The organism is Micromonospora sp. CPCC 205558 (assembly GCF_036902955.1).
Classification (GTDB): Bacteria; Actinomycetota; Actinomycetes; order Mycobacteriales; family Micromonosporaceae; genus Micromonospora.
In genome coordinates this window covers 14,793-38,680 of record NZ_JBAKHR010000025.1, presented here as the reverse complement: position 1 = coordinate 38,680, position 23,888 = coordinate 14,793, and the positions used below count along the sequence as shown (strand labels likewise).

General features: G+C 71.1%; 22 protein-coding genes. 12 read left to right on the top strand and 10 right to left on the bottom strand.

Annotation, left to right across the window (positions count from 1 at the left end):
• Positions 1-23 precede the first annotated feature (23 nt).
• The 4 genes from V6U86_RS24735 to V6U86_RS24720 all read left to right on the top strand — a co-directional run bounded on the left by V6U86_RS24735 (position 24) and on the right by V6U86_RS24720 (position 3,428).
• Complete coding sequence (locus tag V6U86_RS24735) at positions 24-374, top strand: lactococcin 972 family bacteriocin (protein ID WP_334506999.1); 351 nt, start codon at positions 24-26, stop codon at positions 372-374.
• A gap of 377 nt (positions 375-751) precedes the next feature.
• Positions 752-1,462, top strand: coding sequence for a hypothetical protein (locus tag V6U86_RS24730; protein ID WP_334506997.1), 711 nt, complete (start codon positions 752-754; stop codon positions 1,460-1,462).
• The gene (locus V6U86_RS24725; RefSeq protein ID WP_334506995.1) at positions 1,459-2,781 is read left to right on the top strand and encodes a hypothetical protein; all 1,323 of its coding nucleotides are present in this window, start codon (positions 1,459-1,461) and stop codon (positions 2,779-2,781) included. The genes V6U86_RS24730 and V6U86_RS24725 overlap by 4 nt, the downstream gene beginning before the upstream one ends.
• A gap of 2 nt (positions 2,782-2,783) precedes the next feature.
• Positions 2,784-3,428, top strand: coding sequence for an ATP-binding cassette domain-containing protein (locus tag V6U86_RS24720; protein ID WP_334506993.1), 645 nt, complete (start codon positions 2,784-2,786; stop codon positions 3,426-3,428).
• A gap of 34 nt (positions 3,429-3,462) precedes the next feature.
• On the opposite strand, the gene V6U86_RS24715 is transcribed toward V6U86_RS24720, so the two are convergent.
• The 5 genes from V6U86_RS24715 to V6U86_RS24695 are packed head-to-tail and all read right to left on the bottom strand — an operon-like array spanning position 3,463 to position 7,640.
• A complete protein-coding gene (locus tag V6U86_RS24715) occupies positions 3,463-4,077 on the bottom strand; it encodes a hypothetical protein (protein ID WP_334506991.1) in 615 nt (204 codons plus the stop codon).
• Positions 4,074-5,465 carry a hypothetical protein gene (locus tag V6U86_RS24710; protein WP_334506989.1) on the bottom strand — a complete coding sequence of 464 codons (1,392 nt, stop codon included), beginning with the start codon at positions 5,463-5,465 and terminating at the stop codon, positions 4,074-4,076. Before V6U86_RS24710 ends, V6U86_RS24715 begins: the two co-directional genes overlap by 4 nt.
• Positions 5,462-6,262, bottom strand: a complete 801-nt coding sequence (locus V6U86_RS24705) for an ABC transporter ATP-binding protein (RefSeq protein WP_334507160.1) — start codon at positions 6,260-6,262, stop codon at positions 5,462-5,464. The genes V6U86_RS24710 and V6U86_RS24705 overlap by 4 nt, the downstream gene beginning before the upstream one ends.
• Positions 6,263-6,288: 26 nt before the next feature.
• Complete coding sequence (locus tag V6U86_RS24700) at positions 6,289-7,092, bottom strand: zf-HC2 domain-containing protein (RefSeq protein ID WP_334506987.1); 804 nt, start codon at positions 7,090-7,092, stop codon at positions 6,289-6,291.
• Entirely contained in the window at positions 7,089-7,640 is a 552-nt protein-coding gene (locus V6U86_RS24695; protein WP_334506985.1) for an RNA polymerase sigma factor, read from the bottom strand. The genes V6U86_RS24700 and V6U86_RS24695 overlap by 4 nt, the downstream gene beginning before the upstream one ends.
• Before the next feature lie 208 nt (positions 7,641-7,848).
• On the opposite strand from V6U86_RS24695, the gene V6U86_RS24690 reads away from it, so the two are divergent.
• On the top strand, positions 7,849-9,069 hold the full coding sequence (locus tag V6U86_RS24690) for a multidrug effflux MFS transporter (protein ID WP_334507158.1): 1,221 nt from the start codon (positions 7,849-7,851) through the stop codon (positions 9,067-9,069).
• A 96-nt stretch (positions 9,070-9,165) separates the two neighbouring features.
• Here the strand turns inward: V6U86_RS24690 and V6U86_RS24685 are convergent, their stop codons facing one another.
• A complete protein-coding gene (locus V6U86_RS24685; protein WP_334506983.1) occupies positions 9,166-9,837 on the bottom strand; it encodes a hypothetical protein in 672 nt (223 codons plus the stop codon).
• A gap of 23 nt (positions 9,838-9,860) precedes the next feature.
• Between V6U86_RS24685 and V6U86_RS24680 the strand changes: the two genes are divergently transcribed.
• Entirely contained in the window at positions 9,861-10,379 is a 519-nt protein-coding gene (locus V6U86_RS24680; RefSeq protein WP_091394150.1) for an acyl-CoA thioesterase, read from the top strand.
• 143 nt (positions 10,380-10,522) lie between these two features.
• Positions 10,523-12,520, top strand: a complete 1,998-nt coding sequence (locus V6U86_RS24675) for an acetoacetate--CoA ligase (RefSeq protein WP_334506977.1) — start codon at positions 10,523-10,525, stop codon at positions 12,518-12,520.
• Positions 12,521-12,638: 118 nt separating this feature from the next.
• Here the strand turns inward: V6U86_RS24675 and V6U86_RS24670 are convergent, their stop codons facing one another.
• The gene (locus tag V6U86_RS24670; RefSeq protein WP_334506975.1) at positions 12,639-13,328 is read right to left on the bottom strand and encodes a TIGR03089 family protein; all 690 of its coding nucleotides are present in this window, start codon (positions 13,326-13,328) and stop codon (positions 12,639-12,641) included.
• Positions 13,329-13,481: 153 nt separating this feature from the next.
• Here V6U86_RS24670 and V6U86_RS24665 point away from each other — a divergent pair, with 153 nt between their 5' ends.
• Together V6U86_RS24665 and V6U86_RS24660 are read left to right on the top strand one after the other, a co-directional pair.
• The gene (locus V6U86_RS24665; RefSeq protein ID WP_334506973.1) at positions 13,482-14,627 is read left to right on the top strand and encodes a glycosyltransferase family 4 protein; all 1,146 of its coding nucleotides are present in this window, start codon (positions 13,482-13,484) and stop codon (positions 14,625-14,627) included.
• Positions 14,628-14,690: 63 nt separating this feature from the next.
• Entirely contained in the window at positions 14,691-15,782 is a 1,092-nt protein-coding gene (locus V6U86_RS24660; protein WP_334506971.1) for a mannose-1-phosphate guanylyltransferase, read from the top strand.
• Here the strand turns inward: V6U86_RS24660 and V6U86_RS24655 are convergent.
• Positions 15,751-16,368 carry an NUDIX hydrolase gene (locus tag V6U86_RS24655; RefSeq protein ID WP_334506969.1) on the bottom strand — a complete coding sequence of 206 codons (618 nt, stop codon included), beginning with the start codon at positions 16,366-16,368 and terminating at the stop codon, positions 15,751-15,753. The two genes, V6U86_RS24660 and V6U86_RS24655, sit on opposite strands and share 32 nt — an antisense overlap.
• A gap of 403 nt (positions 16,369-16,771) precedes the next feature.
• Between V6U86_RS24655 and V6U86_RS24650 the strand changes: the two genes are divergently transcribed.
• Positions 16,772-17,770: an ArsR/SmtB family transcription factor gene (locus V6U86_RS24650; protein ID WP_334506968.1), complete on the top strand. Its 999-nt coding sequence runs from the start codon at positions 16,772-16,774 to the stop codon at positions 17,768-17,770.
• 97 nt (positions 17,771-17,867) lie between these two features.
• On the opposite strand, the gene V6U86_RS24645 is transcribed toward V6U86_RS24650, so the two are convergent.
• Both V6U86_RS24645 and cofD read right to left on the bottom strand, forming a co-directional pair.
• Positions 17,868-18,953 (bottom strand): coenzyme F420-0:L-glutamate ligase, encoded by a 1,086-nt coding sequence (locus V6U86_RS24645; RefSeq protein WP_334506966.1) that lies wholly within the window; start codon positions 18,951-18,953, stop codon positions 17,868-17,870.
• Entirely contained in the window at positions 18,950-19,897 is a 948-nt protein-coding gene (cofD, locus tag V6U86_RS24640; RefSeq protein WP_334506964.1) for a 2-phospho-L-lactate transferase, read from the bottom strand. The genes V6U86_RS24645 and cofD overlap by 4 nt, the downstream gene beginning before the upstream one ends.
• Before the next feature lie 99 nt (positions 19,898-19,996).
• Between cofD and V6U86_RS24635 the strand changes: the two genes are divergently transcribed.
• Positions 19,997-21,016 carry a hypothetical protein gene (locus tag V6U86_RS24635; RefSeq protein WP_334506962.1) on the top strand — a complete coding sequence of 340 codons (1,020 nt, stop codon included), beginning with the start codon at positions 19,997-19,999 and terminating at the stop codon, positions 21,014-21,016.
• A gap of 192 nt (positions 21,017-21,208) precedes the next feature.
• Positions 21,209-23,752, top strand: a complete 2,544-nt coding sequence (locus V6U86_RS24630) for a bifunctional FO biosynthesis protein CofGH (RefSeq protein WP_334506960.1) — start codon at positions 21,209-21,211, stop codon at positions 23,750-23,752.
• The last annotated feature ends 136 nt before the right edge of the window (positions 23,753-23,888 follow it).

Sequence of the window (23,888 nt, the reverse complement as noted above, 5' to 3'; positions counted from 1 at the left end):
CAAGTACGCGTACGTCACTCAAGGTGCGAGCCTCGCAGGCGATTGCGGTCGCCTCACTGGCCGGCTTCATGCTCGTCGGGGGCACCGCTGGTGCACAAGCCGCCTCCGGTGGCGGCGCCACGCCGTCCGGAGGATTTTCGCCTGCGGCGTGTTCGAGCACGGGCGGCGGCACCTGGTGTCGTGGCACCTCCGCCGACGGAGTCCTGAAGCGGTGCTACTCCAACTACTCGCACCCGTCGAACTACCACAGCTCGACCGCGGTGCTGGCCAGCGGCACGGACAAGGGATACGCCAACGCCGGCTACTTCTCGTACGCCGATGTAACCGCTGGTTGGGCCTACACCTGCTACACCTACTGGAACAACGCGGCCTGATCCCGGCATGACGAGGAACTGATCTCGCATCGGGCCCGGCGACGGCCGGGTCCGATGTCGTCGGTCGTCATGCGGTTCGACATCGGGGGAGAGCCAACAAGTTGAGAACCGTATTCTCCTGCCTGTTAGTGGCAATTTTCCTTGCCATCGGGTCGGTCGTGTTCGCGGATGCGACCTTCGCTGAGCAAACACGGAGCGAGATCGCGGCGAGCCGGGTCGGCACTCCGTTCGTCTGGCCGGACGGTGTTCGCGCGGCCGAACCGGATTTGGCGATGGGCATTCTCGCCGAAGCGAGCGAGGAAACGGCGTCAAACGTCCTACGCACGACGGTGGGCACTGCGGCGTCCGGGCGAACCAGAATCACGCACTACATCATCATGGGTCGCGATCGAAGTCACCTGTTCGACGACTTCACGCTTGCCGAGGGTCGCTGGCTCACCCCTGCCGAGTCGCGCTCGTCGGTGGCGACGGTTTCGTCGGTTCGCGTCGGCGCCCGGGACAACGTCGGTGTGCCTGCGGTCGTCAACCACCGCTACGACCTCACGTTCGCGCCGCTGCGGCATGCCTTCGACTCGCTGCCGACCGTGGGGCGGTACGTGGTCGAGTCCGACGACCCGGCCGCCACGCATCGCTTCCTCGCCATGGTCCGCGAGCGGCTCGTCGAAGCGGGAGTGCCTGGACTGACCACGAGCGACCTGACCGATGTCCCCGCCGAGGACTCGCTCGGAGGCGGCGTGAGCCGAGCGATCCTGGCGTACGTCCTCACCGGCCTGGCCACGCTTGTCGTCGCCGTCCTCTGCCTGCGGGAGGGTAAACGCATCGGTGTGCTGCGGTTGATGGGTCACTCCGTTCCGCGTATCTGGTACCAGGTCGTGGGGAAGGTGCAGCTCGGCTCCACTGCCGTCGCCCTGTGCATCCTCCTGGTCGCCTCACTCGCTGTTCCCGATGTCGATGCGCGGTTCCTGCGTAGCCTCGCCGTCCCGCTCGTCGAGGTGGCGGCGATCGGTGTTGCGGCCACGACCGGGGTCGCACTCCTCGTCATCCGGCGCGTCCAAATCGCTGACCTCGTCAAAGGAAGCCTGCAGTGAGCACTCAGACGCGAACCAAGAACCTCAGCCCGGCACCGGCCAAGAACTTCGGTGCGACGGTCGTCACGTCCGCGGTGGTGAAGGCGATCGTCGGGGCGCTGCTTGTCGTTCTGGTGGTGCTGGCGTGGCAGCAATTCGACGATCTGCGAGAACGGCAGGAAGAGAACGCCAACTGGAAAAACCTCTCAGACTACGCGGTTTTCTATCCGTTTTCGGTGGGTAATGACCGCGAAAATCTGAAAACCGGAAGCGATGACATGAGCATCGCGATAGCACGCGACCTGTACCCCGAACTCGACAAGGCCGGTGCGCTCTACGTTGACGCCATCAACTACGTGCCGAGGGCGCCGACGCAGCCCGTGCCACCGTGGCCGGCCAGGCCGATTCGGGTGAACACCAACTACCTCGAAAAATACCCAGTTCTGGACGAGTCCGGGAAGCCGATCGTGGTCGATGAATCCGAGCAGTCCTGGGTGGTCGCGGTGTCGAGTCAGTTCAAGTCGCGCGAGGCGGAGTTCAAGGCATACCTGCAGAAGCAACGGACGGGCAGCAGCGATGTGATGGGCGCCGTTCAGGCATACGGGAAGATGCTCGGTGAACCGGCACCGCCGCAATTCACTGACCAGCCGGTCCGCATCATCTGGATGGCACCCGGCCAAGAGGTGTTCAGCTTCAACTCGCTCGTGAATCCCGACGACGGAAACATGATTAAGGATCCTGTCATTGAGATCATGACGCAGGGGAACAGCCTCCCGGTGGACCGGTTGAACGCGATCACCGGCGCTCTGAATCCGCCCTTGAAGGTGCGCGTCGACGGCGATTCCGCAGCGGTTTTCCGCAGCGTCGCCCCGCAGTTGAGAGAGCTGAAGCTCGACGACAATCTCCAGCACCTCGTGACCGGCTACGAGGCCATTGACACCGAAAACGCCAAGGTTCGCAGCGCCATAACCTGGCTCGCGGCGTTCGCCGGCGCGGCCTTGGTCGTCATTCTCCTGCTGAACGCCACGATGGTGTTCGTCGCATCCGATCGGCACCGCAAAAGACTCACCGTACGGCGGCTGCACGGCATGGGCTTCCTGCGGTCCTACCGGGAGTTGCTCACCTTCCTGGGCCTGACCGCCCTGTGGCAGGCCATCCTCGCCGGCGTGCTCATCACCGGGCTGATGGCCGTGGGGGTGGCGACCGGCACCGGCATCACCACCCTTCTCATGCTTCTGGCGGTCCTTGTCGCGGCACTGTTGATCGAAGCCCCGTTCCTCTTCGTGATCGCGGCCGTCACGGAACGCCGGAACGCAGCCCGACGACTGAAGGAGCTCTAGCGGTGGACAACAGCGTCGAACTTCTGGCCGTCCGCAAGCACTACGGCGGTCGTCAAGTCCTGAGCGACTTCGACCTCCAGGTCAAGACCGGGGAGATGCTCGCGCTGACCGGCCCGAGCGGCACGGGCAAGTCGACAGTGCTCAACATCATCGGCCTGCTGGATTCCCCGGATGCCGGCGAGGTTCGCGTGCTGGGCGGCAAGGCGCCTGGGCCGCGCAGCCGTGCCGCGAATCGGCTCCGGCGCCTGCACCTGGGTTATCTGTTCCAGAATTTCGCCCTCATCGACAACGAGTCGGTCGTGCACAACCTTGAAGTTGCGTTGACCGATTCCGCCGGTGGTGCGTCGAAGAGGCGAAGCATCGCGGCGGCGCTTGACCAGGTGGGGCTGCCGGGATCGGAGAACCGGAAGGTCTTCTCGCTTTCGGGCGGCGAGCAGCAGCGGGTCGCCGTTGCGCGGCTCCTGTTGAAGCCCTGCGACATCATCCTCGCCGACGAACCAACCGGCTCGCTGGACGATGACAACCGCGACATCGTCATCGACCTGCTGTGTGGGCTCAACGAAGCGGGCAAGACCGTCATCCTCGCGACGCACGACGACGACGTGGCCAAGAGATGCACGAGGACGGTCATTCTTGCAACGGTGTGAGCAGTCGCGCGGACAGGTTGCACCGGAACGTCCGTCACCGGTCGGGGGCGGTCTCGCTCACCGGCCGTACGGGGCAACCCCGCAGGGCGTACGCGAGCAGGCCGGTGACCGCCAGGATGCCGGCGCAGACGGTGGCGGCGGTGGTGCCGGCGGGTTGGATCAGCCAACTGGCAACCTGCACCCGCAGGTCCCTGCTGGGCTCCATGAAGGGCAGGACCGCGATGAGGGTCCAGATCAGCGGGGCGACCCACGACAGGGCGGCACCGAACAGGGCGGCGCCGAGGGCGGTCAGCCCGAGAAGCCCCACGGTGTTGCGCAACGTGAGGGAGACCGGCTCGTAACGCACGTCGGTCACGGCGCTGAGTGACAGCAGTGCGGTGATCGCGGTGGCGGCGAGCAGCAGGTGCCCGGCGCGGCGTAGCGGCCAGTTGACCGAACCGGTGTGGTCGAGGGCGTCGTCGGCCCCGTTGAGAGTGGTGCCGAGCGCGACCACCGCCAGCATGATGGCGAGGCTGGCCGTGCGCACGTTGACGGTCGTCGCGTCCGTGTAGACCAGGGTCATCGCCCACACCAGCGCGATCATCGCGGTCGCGGTGCCCAGGGCGAGGGGGACCCGGCGGGCGCGCAGGTGGAGTTGGAGCCACCTCATGGCCGGTCCTCCGTCAGGAGCGCCAGCAGGGCTTCGGTCCGGCAGTCGAGTGCGGCCTCGCGTACCGCTGCCATCCGGCGCCGTTGCTCGGCCTGGGGCAGGCTCACCAACGCCTGGTAGGCGCGCTGTGCCCGTTCGGCCTCCGCGCGATCCCACCAGGACTCCAGGGTTGGTGGTTGGTCGCTCAGCCAGGCACCGGCGACCATGCGGGCGAGGGGCTCGTCGTCCTGCACCGGCCCTTCGCCGCACTCCTGCTGCCAGACGGCCCGGAACAGTGATGGCAGGAAGTAGCCGTCGGACAGGTCGGCGCGTCCGGTCCGATTGATCGATGGGGCCTCGAAGACGAGCGTGTCGCCGGAGTGCCGGGTCGGTGTCAGGTCCGGGGACAGTTGCGCCCAGTAGGCGACCTGTTGGGTCTCCACCGCCCGGACCGGAGCGTTGGGGAGCTTCGCCGCAATCACCGCCAGCGCCTCGCGGGCCGGGCCGACGACGTCGGGCAGCACTCCGGCGTGCGCCCGGGTCACACAGACCTGCCGGCCGTCGTTGTCGCAGACCAGCTCGACGGCGACCGGGTCGGCGACGACCGCGCCGCGGGTTCCGCCCACGGGCAGCAGCGGTACGGCGACCGCGGCACCGAGCACCGCTGGCACCACGGCCAGCGCGATGGCCCGCCGCCGGACCGCGCCAAGCAGCAACAAGCCGGTGGCCGCGAGCGACACCAGCCACACCGTCTGGAGCAGACTGACCCGGCTGCTGATCATCTGGAAGTCGTCCACGCCGCCGCTGAAGACCGGGACGAGCAGCACCGCCGACGGCTCGGGCCGGAACCTGGCGAGAGTCGAGGCGGTGTCAGCCATCGTGACCAGCTCCGGGACCAGCCCCAGCAGGACGAAACCAACCACGGCGATAATGGGTGCGGTGATCAACCGGGGCACGGCTCGGCCGGCGGCCATGCCCAGCCAGGCCGCGGCGACCAGTGCCGGGATGCCGACCGCGGTCACGGCGATCGCGGCGACCGGGAAGTATCCCGACGTCCGGACCACCCATCCGGCCGCGATGAGGAACACCAGGAGGTACGCGGTAACCACCGAGATCGCGAGGGCGCTGGCGGTCGGGCCGACGCGTTGCCATCGCGGCCGGACGGTGCTGGCGAACAACTCGTTGACCCGGTGACGCGCGTCGCGCCGACCCAGCCACGCTCCGCCGGCCAGCGCGAGGGGCAGCAGCACCATCAGCGCGGTCCGGGTGGTGACCGCCAGTTGCATCCAGCGCCCGGCGAAGAACTGGCTGGCAGTGAGCAGCAGTACCGTGCCGGTCACCAGCATCAGCAGGGCGATGGCCGTTGCCGCCGAGCGGCGTAGTTCGATGCGCAGGATTCGTCCGGTCACGCTGACACCCGCCCACGGTAGGCGCGCAGCAGCGACGAGTAGCCGCGTTCGGTGGCGCTGTCGCCGGCGTCGCCGGCCCCGCCCTGCTCGGCCAGCTGCCCGGCGGTGCCCTGCCACACCAGCCGGCCCTCACTGATCAGCACCACGTCGGAGCAGGCCACCGCGACGTCCTCGACCAGGTGGGTGGAGACGAGTACGCAGCTGTCCAGGCCGATTTCCCGCAGCAGCTCGCGGAAGTCGAGGCGTTGCTCCGGGTCCAGCCCGACCGTCGGCTCGTCGAGCAGCAGCACCGCCGGGTCGTTGACGATCGCCTGGGCGATGCCGGCGCGGCGCAGCATCCCGCCGGAGAGCGTCTTCATCCGGGAGTCGGCGCGCTCCGCCAGACCCACCCGTTCGACGGCTCGCTGCACCGCGCCAGGGATGGCTGCCTTCGGCATCTCCTTGAGCCAGGCGATGTACTCGACGAACTCCCGAACGGTGAAGCGCGGGTAGAAGCCGAAGTGCTGCGGCAGGTAGCCAAGACCCCGGCGTACCTGGCGGAGGTCGCCGTTGCCGGTGACCTCGCCGCCGAGCAGGGTCAGCCGCCCCCCGGCCGGCTTGAGCACTGTGGCCAGGGCTCGCATCAACGTCGTCTTTCCGGCGCCGTTGGGGCCGAGCAGGCCGTGCACACCGGTGCCCAACCTCAGGTCCAGCTCGTTGACGGCGAGGTGTCGGCCGGCCCGGACCTGCAACTTCTCGGCGTGCACCGCCCATGCACAGGTGGACGGCGCGGTCTCCGCCATGCTGACCGTACGCATCATGATCTCCGTTCGATCCTGGTTCGTCATCGGTGCGGAAGGTTCTGGTGCGGTTCGTGTGGCCGTCGCCGGGCTTGAACGAGCACGACGGCCGTCAACGCCACTGTGGCGAGCGCCCACCCCGGCAGGCTGTTGCCCGTGAGGATCGCCGGGAGTTGCCGGCCGGCGAGGCTCGGCACGACCACACCGGCGGACCAGGCGACGGTCAACGCGAGTGCCGCGCGGTCGACCCCCACCACCGTGCCCAGCGCCAACACGCCGGCGGTGAACCCCAGGACCGGCAGCAACCACAGCGCGGGGGAGTGCCCGGTGAACCAGCCCGCCACCGCCAGCGCCGGCAGGACCGCCGACAGCACCCCCAATGTGCGGCGCATCAGCAGCGGCAGCCCGGTGCGGGGCATGGTGGCCGTCAGTTCCCAGGCCGGGTCGAGACGCCGACTCCAGACCGCGGCCACCGGCAGCAGCGGCGCCACCGGCGCGATCAGCAGCACCAGCGACGGCAGGCTGTCGAACGTCCACTCGAACAGGGCCGCCGCCAGCATCAGCCCGGTGGCGGTGAGCAGCCAGGGCAGGACCCGGGCGGCCACCCCGCTGCGCAGCAGCCGGCGACGGCGTACCGGACGTGGGCCGGTGGCGATGCCGGTGGCGATGGCGTCCGCCACCTGGTCCAGCAGGTTCCGCGTGCCCGGGTCGAGGGCTTCCGTCAGCACCGCCCGGCAGGCTGCGCAGGTCTCCAGGTGCGCCTCGACCGCCCAGATGGTCGTGTCGTCGACGCCAGCAGCGCCGGAGGCGTACTCGGAGAGGAGGGTGGGCGTCGGGTGGGTGGTCATGACAGCGCCTCCCGGAGGGCGATTCGGGCCCGACGGGCGCGGGTTTTCACGGTGCCCTCCGGCATGCCGAGCAGCAGAGCGGTCTCCCGCGCGGTCAACCCGTCGAGGACCATCGAGCGCAGCACCTGACGGAGTTCCGCCGGCAGCGCGTGCAGGGCCCGCTCCAGGTTGGCGTCCAGCCCGCCGGCCAACGCCTCGTCCTCGGCCGGCGGGGCCACCGTCTCGAAGGTCCGCACCGACGGGATCCGCTCCCGTCGGGCCCGGTGGCGGAACGCGTCGATCAGTCGGTGCGCGGCGATCGTCCACAACCAGCCCACCGCGCTGCCGGAGGTGGAGGACTGCGCCTGACTGCCGGCCGACCGCCAGACCGCGAGGTACGTCTCCTGCAACACCTCGGCCACCACGTCCTCGTCGGCGCAGCGCCGGCGCAGTCGCGCGGTCAACCACGGGGCGGTACGCCGGTAGAGCGCGTCGAACGCGCGCCGGTCGCCCCGAGCGACGCGGCGAAGGAGCTCACCCTCGTCGAGCCCGTCCAGACTTCGCTTCACGTCAGGCAAGACGACGCGTACCCCTGCCCCGGTTCTGATCCTGTTGTGACGCCGGTCACGTCGTGCTCGGCCGGGACGGGGCGGGGTGACTCCACCCACACCGGGAACGTCACACACCACCGCGGTGTTGGCGAGCTAAATGAAGCAGTTGGTGGAGAAGACCGGACGCGATTCCCCCGTCGCACAAGAGGTGCTGCCCGGCGACCTGATGACCAATCGTCAGCGGGCACAGCTCGTCCTCGTGTTGGGCGCGTTGATCGCGATCGGGCCGCTGACCATCGACATGTACCTGCCGGCCCTCCCCGCCATCACGGCGGGCCTGCAGACCACCGAGACCGCGGTGCAGCTGACGCTGACCGGCACGCTGGTCGGCCTCGCGCTGGGCCAGTTGCTGATCGGGCCGCTCTCCGACGTGGTCGGGCGGCGGGTGCCGCTGCTGGCCGGTCTGGCCGCGCACATCGTGGCATCCGTCCTGTGCGTCTTCGCACCCGACATCGCGGTGCTCGGCGGGCTGCGCGTACTGCAGGGGCTCGGTGTCGCGGCCGCCACCGTGGTCGCGACCGCCGTGGTCCGCGACCTGTTCAGCGGGTCGTCCTTCGCCCGGATCTTCTCCCGGCTGATGCTCGTCATGGGCCTGGCGCCCATCCTCGCACCGACGCTGGGCAGCGGCCTGCTGAGCTGGACCGACTGGCGGGGCGTCTTCGCGGCACTGGCGGTGCTGGGCGCGCTGCTGATCGTCGTGGCCGCGTTCCGGCTCCCGGAGACCCTTCCGGTGGCACGTCGGCGGCACGGCGGGGTGCGGGCCACCCTGCGCGACTATCGGGCGCTGCTCAACGACCGGGCGTTCGTCGGTCTGGTGCTGGTCGCCGGGCTGGCGATGGCGGCCCTGTTCGCGTACGTCTCGGGTTCGTCGTTCGTGCTCCAGCAGGAGTACGGCCTCGACGAGCAGCAGTTCGGCATCGCCTTCGGGGCCGGCGCGGTGGGCCTGATCGGGGCCACCCAGTTCAACGTGCGGCTGCTGCGCCGCTACACCCCGCAGCAGATCCTGGTCAGCGCCCTGATCGCCGGCACAGCGGCCGGCCTGCTGCTGGTCATGTTCGCGGCGACCGGCTTCGGTGGCCTGGGCACCCTGCTCGCGTCGTTGTGGCTGGTCCTGGCCGCCGCCGGCCTGGCCCTGCCGAACGCGCCGGCGCTGGCCATGAGCCGGCACAGCGAGGCCGCTGGCACCGCCGCGGCGCTGCTCGGCGCGGTGCAGTTCGGCATCGGTGCGGTGTCGGCGCCACTGGCCGGGCTGTTCGGCACGGGAAGCGTACCGATGGCGATCGTCATCGCGGGCGGCATGGCCGCCGCGCTGATCGTCATGCTCGTTGTCGTTCCGCGCGCCAGCCTCGGCACTGTCGACCCGGACCTGGCGGTCGCGCTGCACTAGCCCCGACCTGGCGGTCGCGCTGCGCCGGGGCCCGTCCGCTGGTCGTTGCGCAGGAGAGACGGAGGGCGGGCCGGTTTCACCGGCCCGCCCCGACAATCAGCGGATCTCGGTGGTGTCCTCGGGGCGCGGTTGACCGCGCGGTGGGGCGGACCACGGTGATTCGCCACCCACCCGGCGGGGCAGCGGTTCGGTCGGTGTCGAGTCGGCCGGGTAACCCAGAGTGAGGGGCGCGGTGTCCCGCTCCGGGGCTGCGGGGGGCGGCCAGTCGGTCGACGTGAAGTCGTCGTTGCCAGGGCCTCCGTCCGACGCGGGAGTGGATGCCGTGGCCGGCTCGGTCGCCGGGCTCGGCCACTGCCGCCAACGCTGTTGGCTGAAGGTCGCCATCAGCAGCAGCAGGCCGATCAGGAAGAGCGTGCCGTTCTCCACGGGCAGCCGCAGCGGCAGCGGGTCGCCGAACACCTTCCAGTCGTGCGGGATCGCGTCCCGCACTGAGAAGGGCGCCACGAACATCCCGATGTACGGGGTGACCAGCAGCGCACCGGCCACCAACGGGCCCAGCGGCGAGAAGCGCAGCGTGCCGAGCAGGCCCAGCAGGACACCGCCGACACCGAGATAAACGGCCGGCTCGATCAGGTTGGCGGTGTTGAACGTGCCGATCTCCACCCAGCGGTCGACCGTCCGGCTCGACCCGTCCTGCCCCAGTGTGACGAGCACCCAGGTGATGGGTGCCACCACCAGCCCGGCGAGGAAGCTCCAGAGATGTCGCATCCGCGCACCGTACCGTTTTCGTCATGACTGAGCACCTCTCCGCCGCTCCGACCGGCAAGCCGACGTCGTACTCGCGCGTCACTCTCAGCAAGATCATGACTGCGGTGGACGTCAACCTCTACGGAACCGTGCACGGTGGGGTTCTGATGAAGTTCGTCGACGACGTGGCCGGTGCCGCTGCCGCCCGACACAGTGGCGGAACGGCGGTGACCGCGGCGATCGACGAGATCGTCTTCTCCGAGGCGGTCCGGGTCGGCGACCTCGTACACGCGCACGCCCAGGTGAACTGGACCGGCCAGACCTCGATGGAGGTGGGCGTACGGGTGGTGGCCGAGCGCTGGGACTCGGCCGAGGACGCGCCGGTCCGGGTGGCCACCGCGTACCTGGTGTTCGTCGGCGTGGACGTTGGTGGGGCGCCGCGGGCGGTCCGCCCGGTGCTACCGGAGACGGCGGAGGACGAGCGCCGGTACAAGGAGGCGGAGATCCGCCGCGCGCACCGCCTCGCCCGCCGCCGCGCCATCCAGGCACACCGGGCTGGCTGACCCACATGAGGTGGTGGGGTGGAGTGTGGGACGGGCACGCGTCGGTTGGCCTACCCGGTGCGCAGAATGGCGCTTCGAGGTAGGGCAAGATGGCGCCACGGCCCAGTCACAGTGTCGTGTCGGGCCAGGGGGAGGGTGGAGCAGTGGGTGACATGCTGTGGGCGCCGCCGGCGGACGTACGTGAGCGGTCCCGGATCGGCGCCTACCTGCGCTGGCTGCGGGAGCACCGCGGGTTGGACTTCGCCGACTACGACGCGCTGTGGCGCTGGTCCACCACCGATCTGGACGGGTTCTGGCGTTCGATCTGGGATCACTTCGACGTGATCGCACACACCCCGCCGACCGCGACCCTCGCCGAGCGGGGGATGCCCGGTGCCCGTTGGTTCCCCGGCGCCACGCTCAACTACGCCGAGAACGTGCTGCGGATGCCGGGGCGGGTCGACGACGACCCGGTGGTGATCGCCCACGGGCAGACGCGTCCGCCGGTCACGCTGACCGCCGGGGAGCTGCGCGAGCAGGTCCGCCGGGTGTCGGCCGGGCTGCGCCGACTCGGCGTCGCCGCCGGTGACCGGGTGGCGGCGTACGCCCCGAACATCGCAGAGACGTACGTCCTGCTGCTGGCCACCGCCAGTCTGGGCGCCGTCTTCTCGTCCTGCGCGCCCGAGTTCGGCACCCGCAGTGTCACCGACCGCTGGCAGCAGATCGAACCGACCGTGCTGGTGGCCGTGGACGGCTACCGGTACGGCGACAAGCCGGTGGACCGCCGCGCCGAGGTCGCCGCGATCCGGGCCGCCCTGCCGTCGCTGCGCCACACCGTCAGCATCGGCTACCTCGACCCGACCGGCCCCGCGCCCGAGGGCACGCTGAGCTGGGCCGAGCTGGCCGCGCCGACCGACGAGCCGTTGACGTTCACTCCGGTGCCGTTCGACCACCCGCTCTACGTGCTCTACTCGTCGGGCACCACCGGCTTGCCGAAGCCGATCGTGCACGGCCACGGCGGCATCCTGCTGGAGCACCTGAAGATGCTCGCCCTGCACCACGACCTGGGCCCGGCCGACCGGTTCTTCTGGTTCACCACCACCGGTTGGATGATGTGGAACTTCCTGGTCTCCGGCCCGGCGGTGGGTGCGACGATCGTGCTCTTCGACGGCAACCCAGGGGTCCGGGCGGAGCCCGGCCGACCGGCTGAGCCCGACCTGGGCGGGCTGTGGCGGCTCGCGGCGGAGACCGGCACCACGTACTTCGGCACCTCCGCGCCGTACCTTCTGGCCTGCCGCAAGGCCGGGTTGGTCCCCCGGGAGGTCGCCGACCTGTCGGCGCTGTGCGGCGTGGGTTCCACCGGCGCGCCGCTGCCCGCGGAGGGCTTCCGCTGGGTGTACGAGACCGTCGGTGACCAACTCCAGCTCCAGTCACTTTCCGGCGGCACCGACGTGTGCACCGGCTTCGTCGGCGGGGTGCCGCTGCTGCCGGTGTACGCCGGTGAGATCGCCTGCCGGGCGTTGGGCGCCAAGGTGGAGGCCCGTGCCGCCGACGGCACGCCGGTCATCGGCGAGCTCGGCGAGTTGGTGATCACCGAACCGATGCCGAGCATGCCGGTGGGCTTCTGGAACGACCCGGACGGCACCCGCTACTCCGAGGCGTACTTCGACGTCTATCCCGGCGTCTGGCGCCACGGTGACTGGATCACCATCAACGAGCGGGGTGGGTGCGTGATCACCGGGCGTTCCGACGCCACCCTCAACCGCGGCGGGGTACGGCTCGGCACCGCCGAGTTCTACTCGGTGGTCGAGGGGCTCGACGAGGTGCTCGACTCGGTCGTCGTCCACCTGGAGGACGGCGAGGGCGGCGCCGGTGAGCTGCTGCTCTTCGTGGTGTTGGCCGAAGGTCTGCAGTTGGACGACGCGACGCGCGCGAAGATCTGCCGTGAACTGCGCACGGCGCTCTCACCCCGGCACGTGCCCGACGAGATCCATCAGGTGCGGTCGGTGCCTCGTACCCTGTCGGCCAAAAAGCTGGAGGTGCCGGTCAAGAAGATCCTCACCGGCACCCCGGTCGACCAGGCCGCAGCCAAGGGCGCCCTGGCCAACCCCGAGTCGCTGACCGCCTTCGCCGCACTGGCCCAGCGCCGCCCCAAAGCCTGACCCCACCCCACCCGCCACCCTCCCTCCCGCCATGCCCGTCGATCTTGCACTTTCTGCTCCGACATAAGGGGCATTCAATGCATATCGACAACAGAAAGTGCAAGATCGGGGAGGTTAGCTAGCTGAGGGAGTGGGTGACTTTTTCCGCTGCCAGCCGGGAGGCCAGGCGGGCCGGGTCCGGGTTGGCGCAGAGGACCACGGTGGCGGCTCGGGTCAGGGGGGCCAGTAGCCAGTCGACCGGGTCGGGGTGGCGGGTGGCGTCCACGAGGACCCGCGCGCCGGGCTTGATGCCCAACTCGGTGGCGCGGGCCTCGGCGCGGCTCAGCAGGTGCGCGTCGGTGGGGCCCGGACCGGATTGTGGCGTGAAGTGGTCACCGTGTCCGCGTACCTCGACGACGTAGTCGGCGAACCCGGGAGGCACCTGCCGCAACGGGGCGGCGAGCGGGGCCAGGCCGAGGGCGTACCGCTCGTCGGCGGGCCAGGACTGCGCCTCGTCGAACCGGTCCACGGCGGCGAAGAGCACGCCCACGTCGCCCGGCGTGTCGGCGACGCTCAGCTTCGCCGACCAGCAGCCCAGGAGCACCGCAGCGGTCTGCCAGTGTGGCGGCAGCAGCACGCCGGCCGGGGTGCCCGGCGCCAGGCCGACCTCGTCGACGAGAAGGTTGGCGGTCTTCGCCACCCAGTTCGCCATGGTGACGCCGGAGAGTTCGGTGCGGTCGCCGGTGGCGTCGTCGTACCAGGTGAGCAGCGGTCGGGTCGGGTCGGTCGCGATCGCGTCGGCGAACACCCGGGCAATGTTGTCGGCCATCGGCGCGAACGATACGCCCCTGCGGGCCGTACTCAACGACGATGACAAGTCGGCGTACCGTCGGGTCGCAGTCAGCGTCGGCCCCGCGCTCCGGCGTAGGCTTGACCCCCGGAGTGTTGTTCCCCACAGCCCGCCAGTACAAGGAGTCGCCCCGTGACCGCCGGTCGCCCGCCCCGCGTGCTCATCGACGCCACGAGTGTTCCCGCCGACCGTGGTGGTGTCGGTCGATACGTTGACGGTCTGCTCGGGGCCCTCGGCAAGGTGTGCGGGTCGGGGGTGGAGCTGGCGGTGGTCAGTCTCCGCACCGACCTGGAGCGTTACACCCGAATGCTGCCCGGCGCGGAGATCATTCCCGCCCCAGCCGCCGTTGCGCACCGCCCGGCCCGGCTCGCCTGGGAGCAGACCGGCCTGCCGTTGCTCGCCCAGCAGGTGGGCGCACACGTGCTGCACTCACCCTTCTACACCTGCCCGCTGCGGGCCGGGTGTCCGGTCACGGTCACCGTGCACGACGCGACGTTCTTCACCGAGCCGGAGCATTACGACAAGTCGCGCCGCACGTTCTTCCGCAGCGCCATCAAGACCTCGCTACGCCGCGCCGACCGGGTGATCGTGCCCAGCAAGGCCACCCGCGACGAGCTGATTCGGCTGCTCGACGCCGACCCGACGCGGATCGACGTGGCCTACCACGGCGTCGACCAGGCTGCCTTCCACGCTCCCACCGAGGAGGAGAAGGCCCGCGTACGCGCCCGTCTGGGGCTGGGCAACAGCAGCTACGTCGCCTTCCTCGGCGCCAAGGAGCCCCGGAAGAACGTGCCCAACCTGATCCGTGGGTGGGCGCGGGCTGTGGCTGACCGGGTCGACCCGCCGGCCCTGGTGATCGCCGGTGGTCAGGGGCACGACGACGACATCGACCGTGCGGTGGCCGAGGTTCCGTCGCACCTGCGCCTCCTGCGTCCCGGCTACCTGCGCTACGCCGACCTGCCGGGTTTCCTCGGCGGCGCACTGGTCGCCGCGTACCCGTCCTACGGCGAGGGGTTCGGGCTGCCGATCCTGGAGGCGATGGCGTGTGCCGCCCCGGTGCTGACCACGCCCCGGCTCTCGCTGCCCGAGGTGGGCGGCGACGCGGTCGCGTACACCTCGGAGGATCCGGACCAGATCGGCACCGACCTGGCCGCTCTGCTCGACGACGAGCAGCGGCGGTTGTCGCTTGCGAAGGCGGGATTCGACCGGGCCAAGGAGTTCACCTGGGAGTCCAGCGCCGAGGTGCACATCGCCGCGTGGAGCCGCGCCCGCTCCTGACCTTCCGCGCCCCTGCTGGTGACCCGTGCCACTTTGGGCAGGTACGTCGGGCATGATGTGCGGATGCTCTATGCGGTCATTCCGGCAGGTGGCAGTGGCACGAGGTTGTGGCCGTTGTCCCGCGCTGGCCATCCCAAGTTCCTCCACCCGCTCACCGGCACCAGCTCCTCGCTGCTCCAGGCGACCGTGGAACGGCTCGCGCCGCTGACCACACCGGATCGGACCCTTGTGGTCACCGGCGCTGCGCACGTCGCGGCGGTGGCACGGCAGCTGACCGTGCTGCCGGAGGAGAACATCCTGGTCGAGCCCTCCCCCCGGGATTCCTGCGCGGCGATCGCGTTGGCCGCCGCGGTGATCGCAGCGCGCGACCCGAACGCGGTGATGGGCAGCTTCGCGGCGGACCACCTGATCCGCGACCCGGACAGCTGGGTCTGCACGGTCCAGGAGGCGGTCCGCGGGGCCGAGCAGGGCATGCTGATGACCGTCGGGATCACCCCGACCCGGGCGGAGACCGGTTACGGCTATCTGGAGACCGGCGACCGGACCGAGGGCGTGCCGTGGCGGCCGGTCACTGAGTTCAAGGAGAAGCCGGCCGCCGAGGTTGCCGAGGCGTACGTCCGCTCGGGCCGGCACCTGTGGAACGCGAGCATGTTCGTGTGGCGGGTGGACGTCTTCCTCGCCGAGCTGGCCCGCCAGCAGCCGGGGCTGCACGCTGGCGTCGCCGCGATCGCCGCAGCCTGGGGCACACCGGAGCAGGACGACGTCCTGGGCGCGATCTGGCCGACACTGCCGAAGATCTCCGTCGACTACGCGGTGATGGAGGGCGCGGCCACGGCGGGTCGCGTCGCGACGGTGCCGGGCGACTTCGGCTGGAACGACGTCGGTGACTTCCACACCCTGGGTGACGTGTTGCCGGCCGACGAGGCGAACAACGTGGTGCTCGGCACGGAGGCCAAGCCGGGCGTGCTGCTGCGGGACAGCACCAATCTCGTGGTCGTGCCGCAGTCGGGTCGGTTGGTGGCCGTCCTCGGTCTGCGCGACCTGATCGTGGTGGACACCCCGGACGCGGTGCTGGTCTGCCCGCGCGACCGTGCGCAGGACGTCAAGGCCCTGGTCGACGAGCTCAAGGAGCGAGGCGAAGAGGGCTACGTCTGAGGGCGGCGAGGGCCGGCGCGACCAGTTGCGCGGTCCCGCCGGCCAGCGGCTCGGGTAGCTGGTCCGGTGGGAACCAGCCCAGCTCCTCGGACTCGTCGCTGATCTGTTCCACCGCACCGGGCGGAGCGAGCACGGCGAACCGGACGTCGTAGTGCGCCGAGCCGCCCTGACACTGCACCTGGTGCACGTCCACATCGATCGGCACCGGGTCGATGCGCAGGCCGGCGATCCCGGACTCCTCGGTAGCCTCTCGGAGCGCGGCGGCGACCAGGGTCTGGTCGGTCGGCTCGCAGTGACCGCCCAGCTGCACCCACCGTCCGAACTTGACGTGCAGGCAGAGCAGCACCCGGGAGCCGGTGGCGTCCAGCAGCCACGCGCTGGCGGTGACGTGCCCCGGGCGGTGCTGGCGGCTCATCGCGATCGGGCCGGCGGCGAGCAGGGCGAGGGTGCGGTCCCGCGCGCTGGCCGCGTCCGGGCTGGTGGGCTGCCAGCCCTCCAGCAACGCGGTGGCGTCGGCGTGCAGCGCCGCGTACGTCTCGGGGTTGGTCGGTTCAGCGGTCGGGCCGGTGATCACGGTGTCGGGCACCCCGCCACTGTACGAGCGTTTGCTCCAGACGCTGGCTCGTGACCGTGCGACTCGTCGAATACGTGGTGGTCGGACGACAGACCTACGTCACGGATGAGGACCAACGGTCGGGCTCCGGAGGCGGAGCCAGCGCGTGGGCGGGATGACCGGACGGCACCTCTGCGGAGCAAGGGCCGCAGACCCTCGTGGTGCCGTCCGATCACCGGGGCCTCCCCGGTCCCGGTGCCCCGGCGGCGCGGGCGTGCAGGACGCGCGGCGCCGTGTTCGGGCATTGGAAGCATGCCGAATCGACCCCGGACGCGTCGAGGTTTTTCAGTCCAGGCTTAAAGATGGAGATTACTGCCGTCCAGGTAGAGTCGAACGGTCATCCGGCATCCCCCTGCCGGCGACACGGGAGCGCTCCATGCTGAAGATCCACTTTTCTGGGGAGGACGTCCTCCGGACCCGGGTGGCGCCGGCGGCGGACCCGGTCTGGGAGCTGGTCCTCAGCCTGCACGTGCTCCGCGGCCGCACCCGCGATCCGCTGACGGCCAGTTGGCGGCGCAGTGTGGCTGCGGCGCTGCGCCAGGACGCCGCCGCTGAGCAGCTCAGTCTGCTCTTCGCGTTGAACCCGCCGCGCGGCTACTTCCCCGACTTCCTCACCCCGTACGCCAGCGTCGAGGGCTTCGAGGCCGGGCTGGACGCGCTCCGCCGTACGCCCGCCGAGTTGCTGCGCCGGGATCTGAGCGTGTTGGCCGCCGAGACTCAATTGCCCTCCTCGGCGACCGCGTTGGCCCGGGGTGAGGTGTCGGCGCTGCACCACCTGGCCGAGTCGATGGAGCAGTACCGGTCGCTGGCGATCAGCCCGTACTGGGGTCGGATCCAGGCCGCGGTGGCGGCGGATCGCACGCGACGGGCGCGGGCGCTGCTCGACGGCGGTGTCGAGGGCCTGCTCACCAGCTTTCGGCCGGCGATGCGCTGGGAAAGTGGTGTGCTGGAGGTCCGCAGCTACCCACACAGCCGGGAGCTGCACCTGGACGGCCGCGGGCTGCTGCTCGTGCCGTCGTACTTCTGTGCGGCCACCCCGGTCGCACTGCTCGACCCGGCGCTGCCACCGGTGCTGGTCTACCCGGTGGACCGGCTGGGCGGGCTGGTGTCGGCCGACGCCGGCGGTGCGCTCGCGTCCGGTGCCGCCCGCGAGTCACTCGCCGCGCTGCTGGGCCGCACCAGGGCGGCGGTGTTGCAGGCCAGCGACGAAGGCTGCACGACCGGCGAGGTCGCCCGCCAGCTCAACATCTCACCGGCGGCGGCGAGCCAGCACGCCACGGTGCTGCGCAACGCCGGCCTGCTGGTCAGCCACCGCGAACGCAACAGCGTGCTGCACACGCTGACCCCGCTGGGCCGGGCCATGCTGGACGCGTGACCCGGCCGCTGAGCGACAGGCGAGCGCGGCGGCCGCCGGGGCTGCCGGGCGAGGGCGGCGCTTGGCGGGTTGCCGGGCGAGGGCGGCGCTTGGCGGGTTACAGGGCGAGGGCGGCGCTCGCCGGGCTGCCGGGCGGTGGTGGCAAGAGGGTCGACCCGACGCCCTCGGCGGCCAGGGCGACGCGCAGTCGGTGCAGGTCGGCGCCGAAGCGGACCAGACCCATCGGCTCGACGGGGGTCGGGGCCGAGCCGAGCAGCAGGGCCGCGCCCTCCGGCCACCCGGGCATCTCGGCGACCAGGCCGGCGCGTACCTCGGCCTCGTCGACCAGGGTGAAGACCGTGCCGGGGGCGACCACCTCGGCGACCGCGTCGATCGCCCGTCGTACCGCGGTCAGGTCGGCCGGCGTCGGGCCGGGACCGTCGGCCAGGGTGGCGGCGTCGGACAGCCCGGCGGCGCGGGCCTCGGCGGTGCCGAGCGAGAACAGGTCCTGTGCCGCGTCGCGGATCAGCGCCTGCGCGCCATCGGTGTCGTCCGGGTTGGTGGCGGGCAGGTAGCCGCGCACCACCGCGACAGGGACCTGATCGCACTTGCCCTTGATCAGCTCGCCGGCACCCGCCAGCTCGTCCACCACGGCCATCTGGGTCAACTGCAACTCGTTGCCGTACGGGTCGACCTCGCCCCGGTGGTCACGGATGGCCGGCATCCCGGCCACGCCGAGCGCCACGTCGGTGAGCCCGTTGCGCCAGGGCCGGCCCATCGTGTCGCTGATGATCACGGCCAGGTCCAGGTCGTAGCGCTCCCGCAGCGCGTCCCGCAGGGCCCGTGCCGAGGCGTCCGGGTCGACCGGCAGCAACACCAGTTGGGTCTTGTCCACGTTCGACGCGTCGATCCCCGCCGAGGCCATCACGAAGCCGTGATGGGTCTGCACGATCCGGGTCGCCCCTCGACTGGCGACCACCCGGGCGGTCTCACCGGCCAGTACCTCGTCGCGGGCGGCCAGCCGTTCCGGCCCGTCCGCAGGCACGTCGACCAGCCGCCCCTCCGCCTTGGAAACGATCTTGCTGGTCACCACCAGCACGTCGCCGTCGCGCAGCCACGGCGCGGCGGTCGCGATCATCGCGGCCAGGTCGTCGCCCTCGGTCACATGGCCGATGCCGAGCACCGGCAGAATCTCCAACCTCACGTCAACTCCACCGCGGCGCGGACCATTGCCGCCGTCGCCGCCTCGTCGGTCATCCGCAGCGGCACCGCGCGGACCGTCACCTCAGGCACCACAGTGCCCGCGTCCTCCTCGGCCACCAGCCAACCGTCGAGCAGACCACCGCTCGCCCGGCCGCCGTAGAGCCGACCCACCCCCGCCGCACTGCACTCGACACCGAGCACGGCCAGACAACGGTCGGCCATCCCCCGCACCGGTGCGCCGCCGATGATCGGGGAGACACCCACCACCGGCGCCGGGCCGCCCGCCACGGCCTCACGCAGCCCCGGTACGGCCAGCACCGGCGCGATGCTCACCACCGGGTTGCTGGGCGCGACCAACACCAGGTCGGCCGAGGCGATCGCGTCCAACACCCCGGGTGCCGGCTTCGCCGTCTCCGCGCCGACGAACACGAAACGGTGAGTGGGGATGTCGGCCCGGTACCGCACCCACCACTCCTGGAAGTGGATTGCCCGCTGACCCTGGTCGTCCTCCACCACAGCATGGGTCTCCAGCCGGTCGTCAGTCGCCGGCAACAGGCGTACGCCCGGCTCCCAGCGGCTGGCCAACGCCTGCGTGACCTCGCTCAACGGGTAACCGCCGTTGAGCATGGTGCTGCGGACCAGGTGGGTGGCGATGTCCTTGTCGCCGAGGCCGAACCAGGTCGGCTGTGCCCCGTACGCGGCCAGCTCCTGCTTGACCGTCCAGCTCTCGCCGACCCGACCCCAGCCCCGCTCCGGGTCGGCGCCCCCGCCGAGCGTGTACATGACGCTGTCCAGGTCGGGGCAGATCTTCAACCCGTGTAACCACAGGTCGTCGCCGACGTTGACCACGGCGGTCACCTCCGCGCCGACGTCACGGGCGTACGCCCGGACCCCGAGCAGGAACCGGGCGCCGCCGATGCCGCCGGCCAGAACCACGATGCGCATGTCGACCATCCTCGCGCACGTGACGCCTCCGATCCGTGGGTGGCCCGGGAGACTAGGCTCACGTGCGCCCTGTCCGTTCCTGCCCCAAAGGGGGAGCTCGTGACCAGCCCCGCCGAGCCCGCGTCCGCTGACGCGACGCAGGCCCGCCAGCTGACCAAGCCACTACGTGAGCTCGCCGCGCTCGCGTTGCTCGGCGCCAACGCCGTGTTCCTCTTCGTGGGCCTGCTCCGGTTGGTCGCCCCGAACGACTACAGCTCCTTCACGGACCGGGCGGGTAGCGCCTTCTACGCGTTCGTCGGTGTGGAGGCGGTGGCTCTCCCACTGTTGGCGGTGTTGCTGGCCACGCACATCTCGCCGGTGCTGGCGAAGGCGAAGCTGATCACGCAGGTGGCGCTCGTCGAGTACGCGGTCAGCGCCCTGGTCGGCACGCTGACCATGCTGATCTGGACGGTGGGCCGGCTGGCCGAGGCCGAGGTGCTCGACGCGCTGCTCGGTGTGCTCACCCGGTTCGCCTGGATGGTGATCTTCGCGATCGCCGCCTGGGTGGTCTACACCATCTGGCGCGCCCACTACTACGTGCCGCGGCCGAAGCCCCAGCCGGGCGTCTACGGCCAGCCGCAGCCGGGCTGGCCCCAGCAGCAGGGTGGTTGGCCGACCCCGGGTCAGCCCGGTGGTCAGCCGCAGGGCGGTTGGCCCGCACCCGGCCAGCCGGGCAGCTACCCGCAGGCTGGTCAGCCGGGTGGTCACCCGCAGGCCGGCCCGTACGGCCAGCCGTCGCCGCCGTTCCAGGCCCCGCAGTCCGCGCCGCCGTACCCGCAGTCCGCGCCGCCGTTCCCGGCGCCGCAGTCCGGGCCGCCGACGAACCCGACCGCCCAGCCGGCGCCGTCGTCGCCCGCTGCACCCCCGTTCGGGCAGCCACCCTCGGCCGACCCCACCCAGGCCATCCCGCGCCAGTCGGCCGACCCGACCGAGGCCATCCCGCGTCCGTCGGCCGACCCGACGGAGGCGATTCGGCGTCCGTCGGCCGACCCGACCGAGGCCATCTCCCAGCCCGCCGACCCGGACGGCGACCGCACCCAGCACATCAACCTGAACGACCACCCCGACCAACCCCGCTGAGCTCCCACCACGATCAGTGGTCCCGGGCGGCTGTGGGTAGATCTTGGACACTTTCCGTTTCGAGCTGACGGAAAGTGTCCAAGATTGCCGGCTGTGGGGGGGCGACGCGGCGTGGGGAGCCGTTCAGTGCCCTTTCGCACGGTGAGGGCTGGGGCTGGTTGGGTCGCGTCGCGCTGCGCATAGGGTGAGTGGATGGTTGATCGCACCCAATCCGGCCCGAGCGATGCGAGCGTGCGGCGGGCCCTGGGCCGGGCCGCGAACGGGCGGGCGCTGGACGTCGACGAGGCGACCGCGCTGCTCTCCGCCCGCGGTGCCGCGCTCGACGAGCTGCTCCGGCTGGCCGGTGGGATCCGCGACGCCGGGCTGCGGGACGCGGGGCGGCCGGGTGTGGTCACGTACTCCAAGAAGGTCTTCATCCCGCTGACCCGGCTCTGCCGGGACCGCTGCCATTACTGCACGTTCGCCACCGTGCCGCACCGGCTGCCGGCGCCGTTTCTGGACCGCGACGAGGTGCTGGCCATCGCCCGCGCCGGTGCCGCGCAGGGCTGCAAGGAGGCGCTGTTCACCCTGGGCGACCGGCCGGAGGAACGCTGGCCGGCCGCCCGGACCTGGTTGGACGAACGCGGTTACGACTCGACCCTGGACTACCTGCGGGCCTGCGCGGTGGCGGTGCTGGAGGAGACCGGCCTGCTGCCGCACCTCAACCCCGGGGTGCTGTCCTGGTCGGAGCTGCAACGGCTCAAGCCGGTCGCGGCGAGCATGGGCATGATGTTGGAGACGACGGCGACCCGGCTCTGGTCCGAGCCGGGTGGCCCGCACTTCGGCTCACCGGACAAGGAGCCGGCGGTCCGGTTGCGGGTGCTCGACGACGCCGGCCGGGTCGGGGTGCCGTTCACCACCGGCATCCTGATCGGCATCGGGGAGACCCCGGCGGAGCGGGTGGACGCGCTCTTCGCGATCCGCCGTGCCCACCGGGAGTACGGCCACCTCCAGGAGGTGATCGTGCAGAACTTCCGCGCCAAGCCGGACACGGCAATGCGTGGCATGCCGGACGCGGAGCTGCACGATCTGGCTGCCACGGTGGCGGTGGCCCGGCTACTGCTCGGTCCGAAGGCCCGGATCCAGGCCCCGCCGAATCTCATCGCCGGCGAGTACGACCTGCTGCTGCGCGCCGGCATCGACGACTGGGGCGGCGTCTCCCCGCTCACCCCCGACCACGTCAACCCGGAGCGCCCCTGGCCGCAGATCGAGGAGTTGGCCCGGCACACCGAGTTGGCCGGGTTCACGCTGCGGGAGCGGTTGACGATCTACCCGGAGTACGTGCGCGCGGGCGACCCGTGGCTCGACCCACGGCTGCTGCCGCACGTCGGCGCCCTGGCCGATCCGGCGACGGGCATGGCGGTCGAGTCGGCGATGCCGCAGGGACGACCGTGGCAGGAGCCGGAGGAGGTGTTCGGCGGGCGGGTCGACCTGCACGCCACAATCGACACCACGGGCCGGACCGACGACCGGCGCGGCGACTTCGACAGCGTCTACGGCGACTGGTCCGAGGTCGCCGGCAAGGTCACCCCCGAGGCGGTCGCGCGGCGGGCGGGCGTACCCCCGGTGCCGGCCGGCAGTGGCGCGGACCGTGACCTGGCGGCCGGGCTGCGACTCGCGGCCGACGACCCGGCGGCGCTGCTCGACCCCCGGCACAACGACGCCGCGCTGGCGCTGTTCGGCGCGGACGGGCCGGCGCTCGACGAGTTGTGCCGCCTCGCCGACGACGTGCGCCGTGCGGCGGTCGGCGACGACGTCACCTACGTGGTCAACCGCAACATCAACTTCAGCAACGTCTGCTACGTGGGCTGCCGATTCTGCGCCTTCGCGCAGCGTGAGCGGGACGCCGACGCGTACCGGCTCTCCGTCGAGCAGGTCGCGGACCGGGCCGAGCAGGCGTGGGCGGCCGGTGCCAGCGAGGTGTGCCTGCAGGGCGGCATCGACCCGAAGATGCCGGTCACCGGGTACGCCGACATCGTGCGCGCCATCAAGGCCCGGGTGCCCGAGATGCACGTGCACGCGTTCTCGCCCATGGAGATCGTCACCGCCGCCGCGAAGGCCGGCGTGCCGGTCCGCGAGTGGTTGATCCAGCTGCGCGAGGCCGGGCTGGACACCATCCCGGGCACCGCCGCGGAGATCCTCGACGACGACGTGCGCTGGGTGCTGACCAAGGGCAAACTCCCGGCCGCCGCCTGGGTCGAGGTGGTCAGCACCGCACACGAGCTGGGCATCCGGTCCAGCTCCACCATGATGTACGGCCACGTCGACCACCCCGGGCAGTGGCTGGCGCACTTCCGGGTGCTGGCCGGGGTGCAGGACCGTACCGGCGGGTTCACCGAGTTCGTGGCGCTGCCGTTCGTGCACACGAATGCTCCGATCTATCTGGCGGGTATCGCCCGACCGGGCCCGACCTGGCGGGAGAACCGGGTGGTGCACGCCATGTCCCGGTTGCTGCTGCACGGTCGGATCGACAACATCCAGTGCTCCTGGGTGAAGCTGGGTGACGAGGGCACGGTCGCGATGCTCCAGGGTGGCTGCAACGACCTCGGCGGCACGCTGATGGAGGAGACGATCTCCCGGATGGCCGGTTCCGACAACGGGTCGGCGCGTACCGAGGAGCAGTTGCGGGCCATCGCGAAGGCAGCCGGTCGTCCGGCGCGCAAGCGGTCGACCGCGTACGGTCACGCCCGGCCCTGACGTCGAACCTTTCCCCGCCGCCGGCCGTACCACGCGGTGCCGGTGGCGGTCACGGCGAGGACCGCTGCCGGCGTCCCCTCAGGGGCCCGGCGGCGTCGCGACGGCGTCGGACCCGTCCGTCTCCGCGGGCGCGTTC

What these genes read in the sequence shown, in the direction of transcription:
- V6U86_RS24670 (WP_334506975.1), bottom strand. Translation starts at nt 13,328, where the DNA reads ATGGCCGACAACATTGCCCGGGTGTTCGCCGACGCGATCGCGACCGAC.
- V6U86_RS24680 (WP_091394150.1), top strand. Translation starts at nt 9,861, where the DNA reads ATGACTGAGCACCTCTCCGCCGCTCCGACCGGCAAGCCGACGTCGTAC.
- V6U86_RS24630 (WP_334506960.1), top strand. Translation starts at nt 21,209, where the DNA reads ATGGTTGATCGCACCCAATCCGGCCCGAGCGATGCGAGCGTGCGGCGG.
- V6U86_RS24685 (WP_334506983.1), bottom strand. Translation starts at nt 9,837, where the DNA reads ATGCGACATCTCTGGAGCTTCCTCGCCGGGCTGGTGGTGGCACCCATC.
- cofD (WP_334506964.1), bottom strand. Translation starts at nt 19,897, where the DNA reads ATGCGCATCGTGGTTCTGGCCGGCGGCATCGGCGGCGCCCGGTTCCTG.
- V6U86_RS24730 (WP_334506997.1), top strand. Translation starts at nt 752, where the DNA reads ATGGGTCGCGATCGAAGTCACCTGTTCGACGACTTCACGCTTGCCGAG.
- V6U86_RS24690 (WP_334507158.1), top strand. Translation starts at nt 7,849, where the DNA reads ATGACCAATCGTCAGCGGGCACAGCTCGTCCTCGTGTTGGGCGCGTTG.
- V6U86_RS24700 (WP_334506987.1), bottom strand. Translation starts at nt 7,092, where the DNA reads ATGACCACCCACCCGACGCCCACCCTCCTCTCCGAGTACGCCTCCGGC.
- V6U86_RS24650 (WP_334506968.1), top strand. Translation starts at nt 16,772, where the DNA reads ATGCTGAAGATCCACTTTTCTGGGGAGGACGTCCTCCGGACCCGGGTG.
- V6U86_RS24660 (WP_334506971.1), top strand. Translation starts at nt 14,691, where the DNA reads ATGCTCTATGCGGTCATTCCGGCAGGTGGCAGTGGCACGAGGTTGTGG.
- V6U86_RS24715 (WP_334506991.1), bottom strand. Translation starts at nt 4,077, where the DNA reads ATGAGGTGGCTCCAACTCCACCTGCGCGCCCGCCGGGTCCCCCTCGCC.
- V6U86_RS24705 (WP_334507160.1), bottom strand. Translation starts at nt 6,262, where the DNA reads ATGCGTACGGTCAGCATGGCGGAGACCGCGCCGTCCACCTGTGCATGG.